Annotated in this window: 16 protein-coding genes; 11 read left to right on the top strand and 5 right to left on the bottom strand. The window is 50.8% G+C overall.

Annotation, left to right across the window (positions count from 1 at the left end):
* Positions 1-406 precede the first annotated feature (406 nt).
* The 4 genes from INP78_RS02810 to rpoH all read left to right on the top strand — a co-directional run bounded on the left by INP78_RS02810 (position 407) and on the right by rpoH (position 4,080).
* On the top strand, positions 407-931 hold the full coding sequence (locus INP78_RS02810) for a YfiR family protein (protein ID WP_228522618.1): 525 nt from the start codon (positions 407-409) through the stop codon (positions 929-931).
* Between the two features lie 53 nt (positions 932-984).
* Entirely contained in the window at positions 985-2,154 is a 1,170-nt protein-coding gene (locus INP78_RS02805) for a diguanylate cyclase (protein ID WP_228522617.1), read from the top strand.
* Between the two features lie 238 nt (positions 2,155-2,392).
* Entirely contained in the window at positions 2,393-2,755 is a 363-nt protein-coding gene (locus INP78_RS14525; RefSeq protein ID WP_368667961.1) for an OmpA family protein, read from the top strand.
* Positions 2,756-3,222: 467 nt separating this feature from the next.
* Positions 3,223-4,080 carry an RNA polymerase sigma factor RpoH gene (gene rpoH / locus INP78_RS02795; RefSeq protein ID WP_194741109.1) on the top strand — a complete coding sequence of 286 codons (858 nt, stop codon included), beginning with the start codon at positions 3,223-3,225 and terminating at the stop codon, positions 4,078-4,080.
* Between the two features lie 63 nt (positions 4,081-4,143).
* On the opposite strand, the gene INP78_RS02790 is transcribed toward rpoH, so the two are convergent.
* Positions 4,144-6,099, bottom strand: coding sequence for a dynamin family protein (locus tag INP78_RS02790; RefSeq protein WP_194740662.1), 1,956 nt, complete (start codon positions 6,097-6,099; stop codon positions 4,144-4,146).
* Between the two features lie 234 nt (positions 6,100-6,333).
* Between INP78_RS02790 and INP78_RS02785 the strand changes: the two genes are divergently transcribed.
* The 7 genes from INP78_RS02785 (at position 6,334) to INP78_RS02755 (ending at position 13,254) form a co-directional block, all read left to right on the top strand.
* Positions 6,334-6,729, top strand: a complete 396-nt coding sequence (locus INP78_RS02785; protein ID WP_194740661.1) for a gamma-butyrobetaine hydroxylase-like domain-containing protein — start codon at positions 6,334-6,336, stop codon at positions 6,727-6,729.
* A complete protein-coding gene (gene ubiE, locus INP78_RS02780) occupies positions 6,713-7,480 on the top strand; it encodes a bifunctional demethylmenaquinone methyltransferase/2-methoxy-6-polyprenyl-1,4-benzoquinol methylase UbiE (protein WP_194740660.1) in 768 nt (255 codons plus the stop codon). The genes INP78_RS02785 and ubiE overlap by 17 nt, the downstream gene beginning before the upstream one ends.
* A gap of 4 nt (positions 7,481-7,484) precedes the next feature.
* Positions 7,485-8,075, top strand: a complete 591-nt coding sequence (locus INP78_RS02775; RefSeq protein ID WP_194740659.1) for an SCP2 domain-containing protein — start codon at positions 7,485-7,487, stop codon at positions 8,073-8,075.
* A 3-nt stretch (positions 8,076-8,078) separates the two neighbouring features.
* Positions 8,079-9,626, top strand: a complete 1,548-nt coding sequence (gene ubiB / locus INP78_RS02770) for a ubiquinone biosynthesis regulatory protein kinase UbiB (protein ID WP_194740658.1) — start codon at positions 8,079-8,081, stop codon at positions 9,624-9,626.
* Between the two features lie 12 nt (positions 9,627-9,638).
* Positions 9,639-10,082: a DUF2147 domain-containing protein gene (locus INP78_RS02765; RefSeq protein WP_194740657.1), complete on the top strand. Its 444-nt coding sequence runs from the start codon at positions 9,639-9,641 to the stop codon at positions 10,080-10,082.
* Between the two features lie 127 nt (positions 10,083-10,209).
* Complete coding sequence (locus tag INP78_RS02760; protein ID WP_194740656.1) at positions 10,210-11,679, top strand: sodium:solute symporter family protein; 1,470 nt, start codon at positions 10,210-10,212, stop codon at positions 11,677-11,679.
* A 117-nt stretch (positions 11,680-11,796) separates the two neighbouring features.
* Positions 11,797-13,254: a sensor domain-containing diguanylate cyclase gene (locus tag INP78_RS02755; RefSeq protein ID WP_194740655.1), complete on the top strand. Its 1,458-nt coding sequence runs from the start codon at positions 11,797-11,799 to the stop codon at positions 13,252-13,254.
* 20 nt (positions 13,255-13,274) lie between these two features.
* On the opposite strand, the gene mutM is transcribed toward INP78_RS02755, so the two are convergent.
* Genes mutM through INP78_RS02735 form a run of 4 tightly spaced genes read right to left on the bottom strand, consistent with a single transcriptional unit; the run spans position 13,275 to position 17,239 of the window.
* Positions 13,275-14,126 (bottom strand): bifunctional DNA-formamidopyrimidine glycosylase/DNA-(apurinic or apyrimidinic site) lyase, encoded by an 852-nt coding sequence (mutM, locus tag INP78_RS02750; RefSeq protein WP_194740654.1) that lies wholly within the window; start codon positions 14,124-14,126, stop codon positions 13,275-13,277.
* Positions 14,127-14,130: 4 nt separating this feature from the next.
* On the bottom strand, positions 14,131-15,039 hold the full coding sequence (locus INP78_RS02745; protein ID WP_194740653.1) for a DUF4340 domain-containing protein: 909 nt from the start codon (positions 15,037-15,039) through the stop codon (positions 14,131-14,133).
* A 31-nt stretch (positions 15,040-15,070) separates the two neighbouring features.
* Positions 15,071-16,465: a GldG family protein gene (locus INP78_RS02740; protein WP_194740652.1), complete on the bottom strand. Its 1,395-nt coding sequence runs from the start codon at positions 16,463-16,465 to the stop codon at positions 15,071-15,073.
* 30 nt (positions 16,466-16,495) lie between these two features.
* Positions 16,496-17,239 carry an ABC transporter permease gene (locus tag INP78_RS02735; protein ID WP_194740651.1) on the bottom strand — a complete coding sequence of 248 codons (744 nt, stop codon included), beginning with the start codon at positions 17,237-17,239 and terminating at the stop codon, positions 16,496-16,498.
* Positions 17,240-17,244 lie beyond the last annotated feature (5 nt).

The raw sequence follows: 17,244 nt of genomic DNA, 5'->3' as shown, positions 1-17,244 counted from the left end.
GCACGTCAGTCGCACACCCAGAAAAATCACTGGCATGTTAAAAGAGCAAGCCAGCTTAGTGCTTTAATAGACTGTTAGGCAGGTGACATGACAGATGTGGATTGATCAACGATGGGCAAGGTTTGCTTTGACAGAACAAGGCTAGGTGTCTACAAAGTGAGTAGCGATTCATGAACCACTCTACACCTGGAATACAGTTGCATTCATCATTTGCGACCCGGTGCAAGAGATTCAAATGAATGACTTTGTAAAAGCTTAATTATGTTTGCAGATTTTAGATTTCAGCCGATAATTATATTTATCAACATAGAGTGGCTTCTTGACAGTTAACTCGACAACGTTGGTTTATTAGGAGATATACATTTATCGTTTATCACCATTTCCGAATTTACGGAGGTGTCGCGCTATGCCTTTGCTGTTGGCATGGCTAGGTTTGTTCTGCCTGCTGCTATCGATCCAGATTAGCCATGCTGCTGCCAGCGATGAGGTTATGCGTGGCAAACAAGTGGCGCAAATTGTCTATGGCATCGTCAGTTATACGCGCTGGCCTACGCCCCCGGCTAAACTTGAGATGTGCATCATCGGCGATACGCGGTACATGGATGCACTGATAGCATCCAATCCCATGAGTAACCACATCTCGATTCGTCAGATGGCTCTACATACTCCCGAAACCTTTGATCAATGCCAGATTGCTTACATTGGCTTTATGGAAATCAGTGAGCGTGATGCGCTGCTGACTCAGATCATCAGTAAGCCCATACTCATCATCAGTGAGCCTCCGCCTGCGTGCAGCGCTGGGGGGATGTTCTGCCTGCAATTTCGCGAAGATAATATCTATTTTGAGGTCAATCTTGACACCATTGCGCGCAGCGGTTTGCGTGTTCACCCTAATGTGCTAAAACTAGGTAAGCGTAAGGCTACACAATGACTATTTCTAGCTCATCACTCCCGAGACTAGATCAAGTACTGTGTCGTGCGCACTTGAGTGTAGCGCTGATTGCCGTCATATCCTCCGGCATTGCCTTAACCTTCGCTGGCATATATGCTTTGCAAGCTTATGCCACGCAAAATATGCAGCTGGTAGCGCGCTCACTCAGTTATACGGTAGAGGCTGCTGTGTTGTTTAATGATAAGTTGGCAGTGCAAGAGGCTCTGGACAAGGTTGCTAACCGTGAAGATGTGGCCGTCATACATATTACCGGCCGCGATGGCACAACATTGGCTAGTTGGAAACGACCGGATACAGGCGATTTGTTCAGACCGGACAGTTTGCTGGCAAACAGCGTCATGCCGAAGCCCTATGAATACCCTGTCACTCACGACAATCTCAGTATAGGTCTCATTCGTCTGACACCTCACAGCCGGGTGCTAATAGAATACATGATCACTGGGATAGGTTGCATTATTGCGTGCATGCTGTTCAGTACCTTACTGGCACTAATGCTCTCCCGCCGAATGCATGCGGGGATTTCTGCGCCGCTAAATATTTTGGCCGATACAGCACACCGCGTTCGCCAATATCGCAGTTTCGGTTTGCGCGCGCCTAAGGCAAATATTGCTGAGCTCAATCAACTGAACCAAGACTTTAATGCCCTGATGGATGAACTCGCAACCTGGCAGCGCCATGTCAAAAGTGAACATGACACTCTTGCCTATCACGCCAATCATGATAGCTTGACCGGGCTGTGCAATCGCAAAGTGTTCGAAAACGAACTTGAACAAGCCATGCAGGAGGCTATATCTAGCCACAATGCTGTGGCAGTCATGTTTATGGATGGTGATCACTTCAAGGTAGTCAACGACACCTACGGACATGGGGCTGGAGACGAAGTGCTGAAAATCATGGCGCGGCGCATCAGTGGCCAGTTCCGTGAGTGCGATATTGTGGCTCGACTAGGCGGGGATGAGTTTGCCGCACTGATTAAAAACATAAATCATGCCGAGGATGTAAAATACATTGCTGAGAAAATTGTCCATCAGATGCAATCTCCTATTGTGCTACCAAACGGTGAGATCTTTATGTGCTCGATGACTATCGGAATGGCACTCTACCCAGACCATGCGAGTAGCGCACAAGAGTTACTCTCGGCAGCAGACGAGGCAATGTACAGGGCCAAGGGCCAATGTCGCGGCAATTGGGCTATCGGTTAATGATGATTGAGCTCATCAACAGCCAGCCATAAGCCCAGCGCAGTATATCATTGCAAGGGTTTCCGAAATCTAAAAGAGAAAGCTAAAATTGTATTCATACATTCGTTTAAACCTTTGGTATGTAATAGTGGCATTCAGCCTCTCGTTAAGCCTATCAGGTTGTCAGTCTCACCCTGTAACCCCTCCACAGGAAACTCTGCTGCAGAAGCAAGTCCGAACGCTTAAGGAGCAAGGTTTTGTGTATACCGAAGATGGCTGGGCGCTCAGCTTCGCAGACAAATTGCTGTTTGATACCAATCAGGCCGTGCTCAATGAGAAAAGTCGCCTCATAGTGAGCAAGACAACTATCGCGCTCCTATCGGTCGGTTTAGAGAAAATGCGCATTGAAGGCCATGCTGACTCTACGGGTAGAGAATCTTATAATGTTGAGCTTTCAGAACAGCGTGCCTGGGCAGTCGCTGACGCCATCATACAATCTGGAATGCCCAAAAGTGGCATCATAGTTAGAGGCATTGGCTCCAAGCGACCTGTAGCGAGCAATTCAACCGAGGCCGGCCGAGCAGAAAATCGCAGAGTGAGTATTATTGTGGTGACTGAATAAGTCTACAGAGCCCTGTGAACAATCCGTAGTACCTTTGTAAAGATTCCCGCAACCGACACCACAACCTTTATATCATCAATTGAATAATTAACAACCCAATTGTAGCTTTCTATCATTTGCGCTTAGTTTGTTCCCAGCGTTCTTGCAAACCTCCCATAGCAGTGAATGGTGCCTATACTCAGAGAGGATGCGCTGAACTCTAAAAGCCTTTTCTCAGCATGGATTAGGCCTATTAGCTAACAATGATCGTCTTGATACAAAAATTCCGCAAAAGTATCAACAAATAGCCTTCTTTTTACCATCCAGAATCCAAAATTCTTAAGTAGGTAACCGCTTATCATTGCCCTAGAAGTTACCAACTTTTATGTCATAGAACATCCCAATTGAGTTGAACTTTTAAATGGGCTAGCACTCTCAAGCTTTGAGTGCTAAAATCATTTTAAACATCTTCTTTCAATAAGGAGTTTATTATCAACGCGTTAACTTTACCTGTCGTTTCCTCGGCTGACAGCCTGGATCAATATCTGCGTACCATCAAGCAGTTTCCAGTGCTCACGGCTGAAGAAGAATACAGCTATGCGACTGAGTTGAAAAAAAGTGGTGACCTGGAAGCTGCGCGCGCACTGATTGTGTCGCATCTGCGTTTGGTCGCGAGCATTGCCCGTGGCTATAGCGGTTATGGTTTGCCACAGTCTGACCTGATTCAGGAAGGCAATATTGGCTTGATGAAAGCGGTGAAACGCTTTGACCCTGACCGTGGCGTGCGCCTGGTCTCGTTTGCCATGCACTGGATTAAGGCTGAGATTCACGAATACATCGTGCGTAACTGGCGCCTGGTGAAAACCGCGACCACCAAAGCACAGCGCAAGTTATTCTTTAACCTGCGCAGCATGAAGCAAGGCTTTGAGACGCTGAGCCAGGATGACGTGCAACGCATTGCCACCGAGCTGAACGTGAAACCGGAAGAAGTGACCGAGATGGAATACCGCCTGAACGGTCAGGAAATTTCCCTGGACGCGCAAGTGGATGACGATGGCGAAGAAGTGTACAGCCCGATTGCGTTTTTGGAAGATGAAGGCCCTGAGCCATCTACTTTGCTGGAAAACCTGCAAGACGAGCATTTGCAAACCGAAGGCTTGAGCATGGCTTTGCAACAACTGGATGAGCGCAGCCGCCGTGTGCTGCAAGCGCGCTGGTTGACGGAGGGCAATGCCTCCACGCTGCATGAACTGGCTGCTGAGTTTAATGTGTCAGCAGAGCGTATCCGCCAGATTGAACAGAAGGCGATGCAAAAAATCAAAACCTATATGCTGGAAAGCAAATAACAAAAACGGGAGCCTAGGCTCCCGTTTTTGTTTTCATGGCAGCTATTCTATCACTGCTATTTTTTAGGCAGCTTGTACGATGACCTCTTCGTGCGCCAAGGCAAACAAGGCTTTGTTATTGAGCTGATCCAGCTCTGCCAGTTGCTGGCGTATCGATAACTCGACCTGTTCCAAATCGGCAATACGCTCTTCCAGGGTATCAGTGGCCTGGTAAATACGCTTGATGCTTTCCACGCGGCGCTTGAGTTGCACATGGTGTTCGCGCATCTGGCTTTCCATCGGCGCGATCACGGCTTTGAGCCAGCTTTCGGTATCGCGATTGGCCGCTTCATACTCGAGAATCACATGACTGGCCAGGGTTTCAAAAAACTTGCTGGTCAGCGTCAGTTTTTCGTGGGCAATCATATTGAAGGTGGTATTGAACTGGTCTCGGTAAATCGCTTCCAGTTTACTGAGCGCTTTTAAATAGCGTGAGGTAGAAAATGGTGGTGGTGCTTTTTGCAGTAAACCGTGTTCTTTGGAAAACTTCTCATACATGGCTTCCATCATTTTCTTGATTTCATGCACATGCACATCGGCATCCATCATGCGGCGCTTGAGCTCACTGAAAAAATCATCCATGGCCTGACGCATGGTTTTGGTAAACGCCGCTTTCATCATGGTATCGCGGGTTTCGCGTACCTTGTTTTTGAGCGCAGGCATGCCCAGATGATGGAATACCTGGTTGGACTGCACTGAAAACACGCTACGCAAGGCCTGGTAACGCTGCAAACCGACCTCGAAATTGACCTTGTCTTGCTTGACCTTGCGCATCATCTGCGCAATCACATCTTCATTCTTGCCCTGCAAACACCGTAATTCATCAGCTTGATCAAGCACACTTTGCAAGCGCGTTTCCAGCGTGATGCGCGACTGATGCACCATGTCTTCAATTTCGCCCTGTATGCTCTCGCGCACAATCTCCTGCTTGGCAGGGATCAGCTCATCAGACAGATTTCTTTCCAGTTGCAGCAAACGGCTTTTGAGCAGCAACTGCTGGTCACCCTTCACTTTGGCCAGCAAGCCTTTTTGTGCCGAAGTCGGTAAGATCTGGTCGCGCGGCAAACCTAATAACTCAGCCGTATTTTGCAGCTGGCGATAAAGCTCGGTTTCCACTTCATCATCGGTTTTCAGTGGATCCCACAAACCGTCAATTTTGTTGAGCACGGCCATACGGCCTTTTTGCTTCCAGCGCGCACCACTGATATAACGGCGCCAGACTTCCATTTCAGATTTAGTCACGCCAGTATCGGCGCCTAAAATAAACAACACCGCATGCGCATTTGGCAGCATGCTCATGGTGAGCTCGGGCTCGGCACCTATCGCATTCAATCCTGGCGTATCCAGAATCACCAGGCCCTGCTTAAGCAAGGGGTGCGGGAAATTGATCACGGCATAACGCCAACAGGGAATTTCAAGCAGGCCATCGTTGCCAATCAGCATGGCATCATCGGGCTGGTCAGGGTTATATAGCCCCAAGGATTGCGCTTCATCGACAGTCACGCGGCGGGTACGGCTCACCTCTTTAAAGGCCTCAACCATGCTTTCACGGGAGTGTGCATCAAATTCGACCGCAGACCAGGCTTGTGGCATGCGGCGGTATTCACTAATGGAAATCTGGTGGCTGTTGGTTTCAATCGGCAGCAATGACAAACTGACCGGCTTGCCGGTGTCATAACGCAATTCGGTGGGGCACATCGTGGTGCGCCCTGCGCCGGATGGCAGCAAACGGTGGCCGTAACCGGAGAAGAAAATCGCATTAATCAACTCGGATTTGCCGCGCGAAAATTCGGCGACAAATGCGACATTTAACTTATCCTCACGCAAACGGTTTAGTTGCTGCTGTATCCGCTCTTCTATTTGCACATCGCTGAGCTGTTTATCGGCCAACCAGCGCCGATACTCCCCCAAAACATCAGCAATCGATTGACGCCATCGCGTGTACAAATCAAATTGTTGTGCCAGTCTGTTATTTTCCATAGGACCTGCTTAAGAATTGTTAGGTAACCTATTCATGATGGTTTGTTTTTTTAGTAATCTATCATGAAATAATAAAAGTTCAAATAAATCATGTAGGTATAGCTATTAATTCACAAATAAAATGAATTATCAACCATAAGATACAACAAAGACTATCCATGCGCGGCAATCATGCATCTGCTATCATGCGCATAATTAAAGTTAACGACCTAATCCACCACTTTCTTCAATCTTATGAGCGGTCTACACCCCGATTGTCCGACCCCGACCCTGATACAACTGCATCAGGCCTCACACCTGCTGGAAATACACTTCGACAACCATACCGAGTGCATGCTGTCTTGCGAATTTTTGCGTGTGTACTCCCCCTCGGCCGAAGTACGCGGACATGGCGCAGGGCAGGAAGTGCTGCAACTGGACAAAGAAAACGTCAATATTAGCGATATTGAACCGGTTGGCAGATACGCCATCAAACTGATATTTGACGATGGTCATAATACCGGCCTGTATTCATGGGATTATCTCTATTATCTGGCACAGCATTATGAAAGCCTGTGGCAAGACTATGTGACTAAACTATCCATGGCTGGCCATACCCGCAAGGAACCCACACATGCAGCAAAACACTGATCAGCAAAAAACCACCCACTTTGGCTTTGATACCGTGGCCGAAGCTGACAAGCAGAAAAAAGTCGGCGAGGTGTTTCATTCGGTCGCGCAAAAATACGACATCATGAATGATGTGATGTCAGCGGGTATGCACCGCTTGTGGAAAAGGTTTGCGGTCGATGTGAGTGGCGTTGGCCAAGGCGACAAAGTGCTGGATATTGCCGGTGGCAGCGGTGACTTGTCACGCCTGTTTGCCAAAAAAGTAGGCACACAATCTGCTGTCAACCCAGGCACGGTGATTTTGACCGACATCAATGCTTCCATGCTGGGTGTCGGCCGTGACCGCATGATAGATGCAGGGCTGAGCATTCCGGCCACCCAATGCAATGCGGAAGTACTACCGTTTGCCGACGAAACATTTAACTGTGTCATCGTTGCCTTTGGCTTGCGCAACATGACACATAAAGATGTTGCCTTGCGTGAAATGCAACGGGTGCTCAAACCAGGTGGTCGCCTGCTGGTGCTGGAGTTTTCAAAAGTGTGGCAACCACTGGAAAAACTCTACGACACCTATTCATTTAAATTGCTGCCCAAGTTTGGCAAATGGATTGCCAACGACGAGCCCAGCTACCGTTACCTGGCAGAAAGCATACGCATGCATCCTGACCAGGAAACCCTGAAGCAGATGATGGCTGACGCCGGATTTGGCAAAGTGGATTATTACAACCTGACCGCTGGCGTGGTGGCACTGCACAAAGGCATCAAGATCTAAACGCATGTTTAAACCCCTGATTCAATTTGTACTGCAACACCTGATGCAGCAAAACAGCTGGACGGCTCCGCTGCTACAGCCTTACGCCCATAAAAACCTGCGCCTGGACTTCAAGGTCGCCCAGGCCACACTCACTATTTTAAACAATGGTGAGCTGGCTGTGGCCGGTGACTCAGCCGAGGCAGATGCCACCATCCACTTGCCACCCAGCCTGGCCATGCGCCTGCTGCGGCAAGACCCGCTTGCACACAGTCTGATTAAAATTGATGGCGACACTGCACTGGGCATAGAGGTCGGCAAAATACTGTCTGCCATCCGCTGGGATATTGAAGATGACTTAAGCAAAGTCGTCGGCGACATTGCCGCCTATCAGGTCGTGCAAATCGGACAGGAGAAATTACAGCGCTGGCAAAACCAGGCCAAAAACCTGGGGGAAATGCTGGTGGAATACTGGCAAGAAGAGCAACCCATCATTGCCAAAAAAACCCGCGTTGAGCAATTCAACCAGGCGGTTGACCAACTCCGCGAAGATACCGACCGCCTGCAACAGCGAGTCAACAAGCTACTCGCAGCCGCTTCTTCTGAAAGCCAGTAATACATGCATTGGTTACGTTTTTTCCATATTATCGGCGTACTGATCTGGTACCGCCTCGACATCTTTTTTGTCCGCAATGAACAACCAAGCCTGGCCTGCCGCCTCCTGAATGTACTATTGTTCTGGCGACATGCGCCCGAGCAGCGTGCGGTGCGCTTACGCCTGGCACTTGAGCGATTAGGGCCAATTTTCGTTAAATTCGGCCAAATGCTATCAACACGCCGCGATTTACTACCAACAGACTTGGCTGACGAACTCACCAAACTGCAAGACCAAGTACCGCCATTTGCTTATGCGCAAGTCGAAGCCATTATTCAAGAGGCATTCGCAGCCCCCCTAAGCACGGTATACGCAGAATTCAACACCACGCCTGTTGCCAGCGCCTCGGTGGCCCAAGTGCACTTTGCCAAACTGCATAGTGGCGAACAAGTAGCGGTGAAAGTGTTGCGCCCCGGCATTGCTGCCATTATTCACCGCGACATCGCTTTGCTGCGCACACTGGCCTGGTGGGTCAAAAAGCTCTCTACTGAAGGCCGCCGCCTGAAACCGGACGAAATGGTGGACGAATTTGCCCGTCACACCGAGCACGAACTCGACTTAACCCTGGAGGCAGCACAATGTGCGCAACTGGGCCGCAACTTCAGCGACCGCCGCTTGCTGGTGCCTGGCGTGTACTGGGACTATTCACACAAACAGGTCATGACCATGCAACGCATGTTTGGCACCCCGGTGCGAGACACCGTCACCCTCACAGCACATGGCATCAACCTGACACAACTGGCGCATGAGGGCGTGGAGATATTCTTCACGCAAGTATTCCGTGATGGTTTTTTCCATGCCGACATGCACCCTGGCAATATCCAGGTAGTGACTGAAGGGCCAGACAAAGGCAAGTTTATCGCGCTTGATTTTGGCATTATGGGTAGCCTGTCAGCCACTGACCAATACTATCTGGCGCGCAACTTCCTGGCGTTTTTTAACCGCGATTACCGTGATGTGGCCGTAGCACATATAGAATCCGGCTGGGTGCCTGCAGATACCAATGTCGAAGCACTGGAAACTGCGGTGCGTGCAATTTGCGAACCGATCTTTGAAAAACCACTGAAAGATATTTCGTTTGGCCGCACCCTGCTCAGCCTGTTCCAGATGTCACGTCGCTTCGGGGTGAATATCCAGCCGCAACTCATCATGCTGCAAAAAACCCTGCTGAATATTGAAGGCCTGGGTCGCGAACTCGATCCTAATATTGATTTATGGCAAAGCGCCAAACCATTTCTTAAACGCTGGATGAGCGAGCAGATCGGCTGGCGCAGCCTGCTCAAATCCGCCAAACGCGAATTACCTTATATTCTCACCCACGCAGCCGACATGCCGCGCCTGTTTGAACAATACCTGCGCAACCAGACTGAGCTGGGTAAACAGCAAAGCCGCATAGACACCCTGCTCAACGCCCAGCACCAGCAAGCCACCTGGCAAAAATGGGCGACCACCGCCATCATCGTGCTGGTATTACTGCAATTTGCAAGCCTGTTCCTGCTGTTTAACCACTAAAGGAGATTGACCATGCCATTTATCAAGTCACTGCTAGTCACTGCGTTATGCATGCTGCCCTATACACTACAGGCGGCAGACCTCGGCGGCCTGTGGCAAACCACAGACGACAAAACCGGCAAACCGAGATCGCTGGTGCGCATTGTTGAAAACGCAGGCGAATATAGCGCTATTGTCGAAAAAGGCTTGCTGGCGACAGACACCGGCGATGCGGTCTGCGACAAGTGCACAGACGAGCGCAAAGGCCAGAAAATTATCGGCATGACCATCGCCAAACATTTAAAGCAAAGCGCTAACAGCAATATCTACGATAGCGGCGAAATTCTTGACCCGGAAAATGGCAAAACCTATAAATGCAAAATGACGCTGAGCCAGAATGGCAATGCGCTTGAAGTGCGTGGATTTATCGGCTTCTCGCTGCTGGGGCGCTCACAAACCTGGAAGCGGGTCGAGTAATTGTGCAGAATTGTAAAAAGACCTGATTTTCAGGTCTTTTTAGCTTTTGCGCACCGTACAAACCCCTGTTTAGGCATGGTTTTGTTTTAAAATCGCCCTTTTGTAATCCATTCAAGGGAAACAAGCTGTGCTGATCTGGTTTGTGGTGGCGTATTTACTGGTTTCAATCGGCATTGGCCTGATTGCGGCCAGAAACGTGCACAGCACCAAAGATTATGCCGTGGCAGGCCGCCACCTGCCGCTGCCTGTGGTCATGGCCACGGTGTTTGCTACCTGGTTCGGTGCTGAAGCCGTGTTTGGCGTCTCCGCCACCTTTGTGCGTGAAGGCCTGACCGGCGTCGCCGCCGATCCGTTTGGCTCCAGCATGTGCCTGATTATCGCCGGCATTTTCTTCTCCAGCCGCCTGTATAAACTCAACATCCTGACGCTGGGCGACTTTTACCGCATGCGCTATAACCGTTCGGTCGAAGTGCTCACCACCATTGCTATCGTCATCTCCTACATGGGCTGGGTCGCCGCGCAAATCAAGGCACTGGGCCTGATTTTTAACCTCATCAGCCACGGCGCCATTTCGGAGCAAACCGGCATGATCGTCGGCACCGCCATCGTGCTCACCTACACCACGCTGGGTGGCATGCTTTCCGTGGCCATTCTCGACTTTGTACAAATGATCGTTGTCATCGGCGGCCTGCTGTATATCGCCAACATCGTATCCGGCCAAACCGGCGGCGTGGCGCCGGTGATAGAACACGCACGTAACGCAGGCAAACTGCATTTCTTCCCGCAATCGACGAGCTGGAGCGTATGGCTGACCTTCCTCGGCGGCTGGCTGACCATGATGCTGGGCTCCATCCCACAGCAGGATGTGTTCCAGCGTATCACCTCAGCCAAAACAGCCAACATTGCCCTATGGGGGTCTATCCTTGGCGCCAGCATCTACTTCTGCTTTACCTTTGTGCCCATGTTTATCGCCTACGCCGCGACGCTGATAGACCCGGCCGTCTTTGGCACCCTGGTGGAAACAGACTCACAGCGGGTATTACCAACATTGGTACTGACACACACGCCCTTGATCGCGCAAGCCATCTTCTTTGGTGCTGTGCTGTCAGCCATTATGAGCTGTTCGTCAGCCACCCTGTTAGCCCCCTCGGTCACCTTTGCTGAAAACGTGGTCAAAGGCTTTATGCCGCACATGAACGACCACGCGTTTTTACGCGTAATGCGACTGTGCCTGGTTGGCTTTGCCGCCATGGTGCTGTTTTATGCACTCAACTCCGAACTATCGATTTTCGGCATGGTAGAAAGCGCCTATAAAGTGACGCTGGCAGGCGCGTTTGTGCCATTGTTCTTTGGTGCCTTCTGGAAGCGTGCAACCAGCCAAGGCGCGCTGGCGGCGATTATTTTTGGCATCGGCAGCTGGGTACTGATCGAAATACTGGTCGGCGAAAATAGCCTGGTTCCTGCACAACTGGTCGGCCTGCTGATCAGTGCGGTAGCCATGGTGATAGGCTCATTGCTTCCGCAAAAAATTGGCGGCACACCACACAGCCCTGCCGGTTATTTACACGAACACGCAGCAAGCAGTCACCCGCATTAAACCTGGTTAATGCGGGAATACCTCTTTAAAACAGCGACTATTCAAATAAACAAAGTCGCTTTATATTGGTGATAATGCTTTTTTGAGCATGATCTGCCTCTAGGTAATTGTATATTTATGGTCGTTAACAAGCGTTACTACACCCTACTCCTCAGTGCCATCGTACTCATTGGCTTTGTGGCGACCAGCCTGATAGGTTACTTTGTGGCCAAAGACTCGCTGACTGACCGCCTGCAACAGGAAATGCTGCCACTCACCAGCGACAATATCTACTCTGAAATCCAGCGCGACCTGCTGCAACCGCTATTAATTTCGTCATTGATGGCCAATGACGTGTTTGTATTTGACTGGATTAATAATGGCGAACAAGACGCCAATAAAATGACCAGTTACCTGGCACAAATCCAGAAAAAATATAACACCATCACCGCCTTTTTCGTGTCCGAGAGTTCGGGCAATTACTACCATCCGTCTGGCGTCTTAAAGCGCGTATCAGCAAACAATCCAGAAGATCACTGGTATTTTGAAGCCAAAAACTCACCCAACCCCTATGTCATCAACATTGACCGCGATACGGCCGACAAACGGCGCCTGAGCATTTTTGTCAACTACCGCATTGAAGACAAATCCGGCAAGTTTATTGGCGTGATTGGCGTCGGCCTGTCACTGCAAACCGTGGTGGAGCTGATTGAAAACTACCAGAAACGCTATGGTCGCGAAATCTATTTTGTGAACCGCCAGGGCGAAGTCATGCTGCAAAGCAGCCATTACCGTTCTGAGCTGCATTTGCAGAACAAATCCGGGCTGGATAAAGCCTTCCTGCAAGTGCTGACATCGCCAAGCACCTCACTGTCGTTTAAAACCCGCAGCGGCAACATGCTCTACCTCAATAGCCGCCTGGTGCCAGAATTTGACTGGTACTTGATCGTCGAGCAGGTCAACGACCCGAGCTCAGAGCGCATCGAAACGGCCTTCCTGATCAACCTAGCGGTGGCCGTGGTGATCAGCATGATCGTGCTGGCCCTGGCGCACTTTGCCGTGCGCGGCTACCACGACAAACTGGAGATGATGGCCACGCAGGACAAGCTGACCGGTGTCGCCAGCCGCCAAGTATTCGAGTTCTACTTCAAGCAAGCGGTTGCGCGCGGCAAACGCCGCGACGAGTCATTATCACTGGTGCTGCTGGATATCGACCTGTTTAAACTGGTCAACGATACGTATGGCCATGAAGCCGGTGACCGTGTGCTCGCGCGCGTGGCGCAACTGATCAAGTCACACGTACGTGAAGAAGATGTGGTTTGCCGCTGGGGCGGGGAAGAGTTTTTAATTCTACTTTCTGGCTGCAACTTGCAGCACGCCAGGGACATTACCGAACTCATACGCTCGGCAGTCGCTGGCTTGCAGTTCCACTTTAGCAATAAAGTGGTGCAAATCACCGTCAGCGCCGGGATTGCTGAAATGCAGGCGGACGAAAAACTGGGCCAGGTCGTTGAGCGCGCAGATCATCACCTGTATGCCGCCAAGCGTGCCGGGCGCAACTGCATCCAGCCAGACATCGACGACGAAACGGTATAACGAGGGTTGTGCGGGAACGGTTATTTTTTGCGTATGCGTGCAGTCGCGCGCGGCTGGCAGTGCTCGCAATAGAAGGTTGATCGCTGGCCCAGGCGGATATTCAGGATCGGCCTGCTACACGCGCGACAAGGCTCACCTGTACGGCCATAGACGAAATAGGTTTGCTGAAAATACCCAGGATTTCCATCCGCACCAAAGAAGTCACGCAAACTGCTGCCGCCAGCGTCCAGCGCCGCCTGCAAAGTCAATTTAATCTCTGCTACCAGCAATGCACATTGCGCCAGCGTTAAGGCCTTGGCGGGCGTTTCCGGGTGTATGCGGGCACGGAACAAAGACTCACTGGCATAAATATTCCCCACGCCCACCACCAGATGCGCATCCATAATAGTGGTTTTAATCGGCGCGCTACGTGTGCGGATATGCTGGTATAAATAATCAGCATTAAAATCTGCCTCTAAGGGCTCAGGCCCCAAACTGCTGAGCAGTGCATGCTGCAATGGCTGCTTGTCCAGCCACAACACGGCTCCAAACCGGCGCGGATCGCGCAGCCTTATCACACGGCCATCTTCAAAGCGGATATCAAAGTGGTCATGCTTCTCAGCGGGGAAATCACGCTCCAGCAAGCATAAGCGACCTGACATGCCTAAGTGCAATAACAGCACACCCTCGGTGTCAATGGTGCCAATCTCGGCCAGGATATATTTGGCGCGGCGCGTGAGTTTAAGCACGCGACGGCCTTGTAGATGTTGCGCTAAATCAGCCGGAATCGGCCAGCGCAACCCATGATGGCGGATGGTCACTTGCGCAATCTGCGCCCCTTCAACCGGCAGCAAACCGCGTCGCGTGACCTCAACCTCGGGTAATTCAGGCATGCTGTTATTGGCTCTTGGGCGCCTGGATATTCACCGGCGGGTTGACCATGGTAAAACCAGTGTCATTGGTGAAGTGATAAATAATGCCTTCATCCGGACGCGCCAGCAGGTATTCTGGTGACTCCTGCAGTTTGTCGAAATGGACTTTCTTGCCATTGCGCAACAACACTTCAAAAGAAGGATAGGTTTGTTTGCGGTCCGGCGTGTAAAACTCAACCGACGTCGCTTGCGCCTGCACCCAGCTAAAGTCCGTCCACTCATTCAACTCATTCTGGGTCGGCTTGGCTTTAGGGTCATTGGCTGACCATTTACCTTCGGTAGACAGCTCAACCTTGAGTGCATTTTCTTCCCATTGTTCCAGATGCGCGAGGTCGAAACCGGCAAGCTGTTTGCGCTCAACCGGCGACAACGGTGTTTTATCCACCATTTCTATCGGCTGTGTAGAAGCCGCTTCACTATATTGCCCGGGCAACAAATACACCTGGCCTGCATAAGTGACATACTGCTCTTCTGAAACCGGGTTAAACGTGCCAAACGTAAATACCTGGTCGCCTTTGGCACCAGACAGCGTGAGCTTCAATACCGGCTGGTCCAGCCCGTATTTGGCCGCATCCTGCAAGGGCAGCCTGGTCGCGGTGGTCGCAGCGATGATAGACATGACGCGCTGTACTGAGGCCTGATCGGCGCGCGCCGCGTAGGGCTTGCGCATCATCCAGTAACCGTCTTGTTTTTCAAAAATGGTGGGGGCTTTGGCCGGAAACTCGGCTTTGACTTGATTAAAATCAGCCATTTTGAGGCTGGAAACTTCAAACTTGGCGGACTGCGCCTGCTCCTTGGGCTGCAAATGCAGGAACACGGCGATGCCTACGACGACCGCCAACAACAACAGGTTCAATAACCATCTTTTTTTCATGACACCACTCCAACAACCAGACCGTTAGACATTAAGCCTTACGGCGTTTCCACCACAGGAACAGGCCTGCTACAAACAAACCAACTGGAATCAGGTACTGGAACGCATGGAATACAATCCAGGCCACCAGGCGACCCTGATCAGTGGCTGGAATCGTGACGTTGATGTCCTTCAATGGCATCGGCTGTATGGTAATCAGGCGGTCATCGCCAGCCAGCCAGTTGATGATATTAATGCCCAGGTCCAGGTTACCGCCGTTAGTAATAAAGGTATTCGCCAGGAAGTTGGCATTCCCGATCACCACCACGCGCTGGCCTTTTTTACCGTATTCACGTTCCAAAGCCACGCCGACGTTAATCGGGCCCGCTTTGTCCTTGCCCTGGTCAAAACTGACTTTGAGGTTTTGTGCGCCTGCCGGGATCTTGTCAGACTCCAGCCAGCCATTGGGTGCCACATCAATCAGGCGACCCACTTTCCAGCCCAGGTCATCCGAGGCCTGGCCATCGACCTGATGCGCCTCTGGGAACACCGTGCGCAACATAAAATTGCGTGTAATCGCATGGTCACCATACAGGCTAGCAAAGGCCATTTTCGGGTCTGCGCCATATTGCTCGGCTGCACGGTCCACCACAATACCAGGCGACACTTTAATGCCCAGGTACTCAGCCACTTCCTGCAAACCATGCAGGTTATCGTCATCCAGCAGCCACAATACGTTGCCGCCCGCTTCAATATAAGCCTTGATTTTCTTCGCTTCAACCGCGCTGATATCGACTTGCGGTGCCGCAATCACCAGCATCGCGCCATTGGCAGGTACCTGCTGTGCAATGGTCAGGTCAGGGTTGGCAAACTTAAAGCCCTTGCTTTCCAGTTGCTTGCCAAACTCACCGAGGTCATGGTTCTTCAGGCCTTGCAACAAACGCTCGCCATGACCATCCAGATACATCACCGGCTGGTTATTGGTGCGAGATAAACGCACCAGCAAGTTGGTCATTTCCTGCTCGGCAAATGGTGGTGTAATGTGCTCTGAACGCTTGTTGTATTCGACAATCGTCTCACCATCGACCTTCACCCCAGCCTCTTGCGCCAGCTTTGGCTCTTCAGACGGGTTGATGAACTTGATAAAGACATTTTTCTTTTCGCGCTGGTAGCGGGCGACAAAGTCCAGCATGCCTTTACGGAAGGTATCGCCATTATTGGCGTCATCGTTGGTCGCAAACACGGTGATATTGACGTCACCATCCATTTGCTTGAGCACATTGACGCTGCCCTGGGTCAGGATGTTACGGTTGGCCTGGGTAATGTCCTTGGCCCAGCGATATTGGGCAGACAAGTAACCCAGCATGACGACCAGCGCCAAAAACACCAGCACAAACATCCAGTTTTGCGCCAATAACTGCCATCTAAATTTACGGTTAATTTTCATAATGCATTCAGCTCAAAAACAATGTCGCGACTAACCGCGTAAACGATCCGCATCCAGACGACGAATCGTCAGGGTGATAAAAGTGAGGATAAACAGACCGAAGTAAGCCAGGTCTGCCGTATCCATCAAGCCACCGGCAAACGACTGAAAATGACGCATGAGTGAAAACTTGAGCATGGTGCTGGTCGGGTCACCGGCAAAAAAGCGGTCCAGAATCATGAGTACAAATAAGGCAATAAAGCTCAGGATACCGGCAATAATCGGCTGCGCAGTCAGGCTGGAAAAATACAGGCCCAGCGCCGCGAAACTGGACACCAGCAACAGCAAACCCAGCGAGTTGGCAAAAATATAGCCAAAATCAATGTCGGCCCAGATATTGAGTGTAGACAGCATGGCAGCGATATACACCACCAGAATGCTCAAAAACACCACCAGGCCCAGAAACTTGCCGACCACGATTTCACTGATAGACAGCGGCGCACTGAACAAAAATGGCATGGTCTGGCTGCGGCGCTCTTCAGAGATCAGGCGCATGGAAAGCAAAGGCACCGCAAACAGCATGATAAATGACGCCAAACCATATACAGTCTGGCCGACAAACTGCGTCACACCTATGCGTTCGGCCGGGCGGATAGAGCCGGACATCACTTCAAAGTAATTGTTCACCCCGTTGAGGTAATAGGTGCCAAACGAGAAGGTTAGCAGTGCCAGAATAATCCACCCCATTGGTGAGGCAAACATACTCTTGAGTTCTTTTCTTGCAATATTCAACATACTTA

Origin of the sequence: Methylophilus sp. 14 (assembly GCF_015354345.1) — a bacterium.
In the GTDB taxonomy this organism is placed as follows: Bacteria; Pseudomonadota; Gammaproteobacteria; order Burkholderiales; family Methylophilaceae; genus Methylophilus.
The sequence above is the reverse complement of the archived record's forward strand: the minus strand, read 5'-3'. Positions and strand labels throughout refer to the sequence as shown.